Annotated in this window: 2 protein-coding genes; both read left to right on the top strand. The window is 37.0% G+C overall.

All coding sequences use genetic code 11. The features are described from left to right. Nucleotides 1-1,273 (top strand): BspA family leucine-rich repeat surface protein (locus tag CQA57_RS08055; protein WP_211305574.1); only part of this gene is annotated, 1,273 nt, incomplete at its 5' end. 2 nt (nucleotides 1,274-1,275) lie between these two features. Next, nucleotides 1,276-3,540, top strand: coding sequence for a BspA family leucine-rich repeat surface protein (locus tag CQA57_RS08050; RefSeq protein WP_170126866.1), 2,265 nt, complete (start codon nucleotides 1,276-1,278; stop codon nucleotides 3,538-3,540). Nucleotides 3,541-3,546 lie beyond the last annotated feature (6 nt).

Genomic DNA, 3,546 nt, shown 5'->3' with positions numbered 1-3,546 from the left:
AAAGATGATTTCTCCCCTCCTCTCTTTAGTTTTCTTATCCACTCCCCTCCTAGCAGAGTTAAAGTATTTTCCCAAAGATAAGGCTGAACTACTTGAACTACTCAAAGATGAAAATATCAAGCTAGACACAATTGATGTCAGCAAAATCAAAGATATGAGTGGTTTGTTTTGCCAAAGCTATGAATTAACAGAAAATACTTTTATGGCTATCGTGCAAGAATGCAAAATAGCAGATTCTACCCGCAAAGATTTTAGTGGGATAGAAAAATGGGATGTGAGTAATGTGGAGAATATGCAAGGAATGTTTGATGGCGCCACCTCTTTCAATCAAGACCTAAGCTCTTGGGGGGATAAAAATCCCTTCAAACCCTTGGTATCCAAAGAAAAAACTCAAGAGCAAACTCAATCTCAAGAAAACCCCCAACTTCAAGAAATAAATCAATGCAAATTTGCAGAAGCTTTTAGTCTTATTGGGGTTGATGAGCCAAAAGCAATAGAATTATTTTCGCAATGTCTTCAACAAGAAAAAGAGAGCAAAATCTACCTAGCCTATCTCTATCTCAATCAAGAACAGCCTGATGTTGCCAAAGGCAGTGCTTTGGCAGTAGAATATGCCAAAAATCTCTACGAAGAGCTTTGCAGTGTCGATAAACACGATAATTTCTGTCAAGATTATGGCACTCCACCTGATGTGATTGATAATGCAGAAATGATTTTTCCTATCCTCTATTTTGGAGGAAAAGATTTTTCATACGGGATGATTCCCCAACATCCACAAGTGCTTCATTACACACGAGGATATTATGGCTCAAGTCGCGATTCAACCTTAGGAGGTTTTACTGGAGAATATCCCAAACCCTTCAGAAGTATCAGTATTGAAAAATTCCTCTCTGCTCCAAATAGCCACAAGCTCAAAGATCTAAGACCTCCTCTCAACTATTATGAAGGCACAATGAGATTTTATAGCGGACGCAATAGCGTCTATTATGGCTTGGCACTTGATTTTTATCCAGCTTTTGCTTTTGATAGACAAGAGAGTATTGAGGATATTAGCAAAGATGTTTCTCCCACAGGAGATCCTGATGAGTGGTTTTTTGGTTGGTATTATGTCATCATCAAAGAAAATCCCGATTTGCTTCAAGCCTACAATGAATGCATAAAAGAAATTCAAGAGTATTATCAAAATGTGCTAAAACTCCCCACAGACAAAGCCAAGCAATACGCTACAAGGGCAGTCAAATCACTCATTTTAGAAAGCTATGTAAGGGGTTAGAGATGAAAAAATGGATTTTTTTACTTTTTATCAATTTCATTTGGGGAGAGCAAATCTATACCCCACAAAACAAAAAAGAATTGCTAGAACTCCTTAGAGAGAAAGGCATATCACCCAAACAAATCAATGTAAGCAAAATCAAAGATATGAGCTATGTGTTTTGTATTGATAGAGAAGATTCTAGGTGTATTGAGGGATATGTTGATGGATACGATGAAAAACCCTCACTAGATGGAATTGAGAATTGGGATGTATCAAATGTAGAGAATATGGAAGGAATGTTTAGAGGACAAGGCACAGATATCTCTCTTGCTTCTTGGAATGTAAGCAAAGTCAAAAATATGAAATTGATGTTTGCTTGGGGTGGTTGTACAAAACCCATAGATTCTTGGGATGTAAGCAATGTAGAGGATATGAGCTATATGTTTGCGGGTTCTTATTTTAATCAACCTATTGAGAAATGGAATGTAAGCAAAGTCAAAGATATGAGTGGAATGTTTTTTAGATCTAGCTTCAATCAACCTCTTGAGAAATGGAATGTAAGCAATGTGGAAAATATGAAACTAATGTTTGCCCAAAACTCTTCTTTCAACCAACCCATAGGGAAATGGAATGTAAGCAAAGTCAAAAATATGGGATATATGTTTCATCAAGCCACAAGCTTCGATCAACCCCTAAACTCTTGGGATGTCAGCAATGTGGTGATTATGGATGGGATTTTTCAAGATGCTATAACCTTTGACCAACCCCTAAACTCTTGGAAACCCAAAAGCCTCAAATCAATCTCCAAAGGATTTAAAAAAGCCCTATCTTTTAGACATCCGATAGATTCTTGGAAGCTAGGGAAAAATGTAGATACAAGCTTTTTGTTTGTCGATGCACCTCAAATCAACCCATTCGATGGCAATGGCAAATACCAAGTCGAAAAAAGGCTTGAAGAACTTTTGAGAAATACCTCTATCCCTCTTGCAAAAATCGATACAAGCCTAGTTAAAAGTATGCAAAAACTATTTTTATACACTCACCGAAGCAATCAAGCATTTGAAGGGATTAACACTTGGGATGTCAGCAATGTGGAGGATATGAGTGAGATGTTTAGTGGAGTGGAAAATTTCAATCAACCTCTTGATAAATGGGATGTTAGCAATGTTAAAAATATGGGATATATGTTTCATCAAGCCACAAGCTTCGATCAACCCCTAAACTCTTGGAATGTCAGCAATGTCAGGAATATGAGTGGTATGTTTGATCAAGCAAAAGCTTTCAACCAACCTCTTGAATCTTGGAATGTCAGCAATGTTAAAGATATGAGCTTTATGTTTGCCTACTCCTCTTTCAATCAGCCCTTAAACTCTTGGGATGTCAGCAATGTAGAAAAAATGCAAGGAATGTTTAGAAACAACCCAGCTTTTAACCAACCCCTTGAATCTTGGAATGTAAGTAATGTAGAAAATATGAAACTAATGTTTGCTTATACACAATCATTCAATCAACCCCTAAATTCTTGGAAGATTGCAAAAGTTGAAGATATGTCCTTTATGTTTTACAATGCAAAAGCTTTCTCTCAACCCCTATCTTGGGATACCTTATATGCAAATACCACAGAGATGTTTGAGGGAGCGGATAAGTTTGATTTGAAAAAATGGCAAGAAGCCTTCAATCAAGCCCACCCTCTTGATTCAAAAGGACACCGATATTTCCCCACAACAAGAAGAGAGCTAATCAAAATCACTCGCACACAAGCCCCACTTCAAGAAATTGATGTGAGCAAAATCACAGATATGAGCTATCTCTTTTACAAAGAGAAAAGGGATTTTAGTGGTATTGAAACTTGGGATGTAAGCAATGTAGAGGATATGAAGGGGATGTTTGAACGCTCCAATTTTAATCACCTCATCAATTCTTGGAATGTGAGCAAAGTCAAAGATATGAGCAAAATGTTTTTGGGTGCAAAATCTTTCAATCAACCTCTTGATAAATGGGATGTTAGCAATGTAGAAAATATGAATGGGATGTTTTCTAGTGCAGATTCCTTCAATCAACCTCTAAATTCTTGGAATGTGAGCAAAGTCAAAGATATGGGGAGTATGTTTTATGGTACAGACAATTTCAATCAACCTCTTGATAAATGGGATGTTAGCAATGTAGAGAATATGGATTGGATGTTTAATGATGCCACCTCTTTCAATCAAGACCTAAGCTCTTGGGGGGATAAAAATCCCTTCAAAGACACTGGAGGGAAAAATCCTGATTTAAAGACAAAATGATGAAAA

It is taken from the genome of Helicobacter anseris (assembly GCF_003364335.1).
GTDB lineage: Bacteria > Campylobacterota > Campylobacteria > Campylobacterales > Helicobacteraceae > Helicobacter_H > Helicobacter_H anseris.
This window is presented reverse-complemented; position numbering and strand designations above follow the sequence as displayed.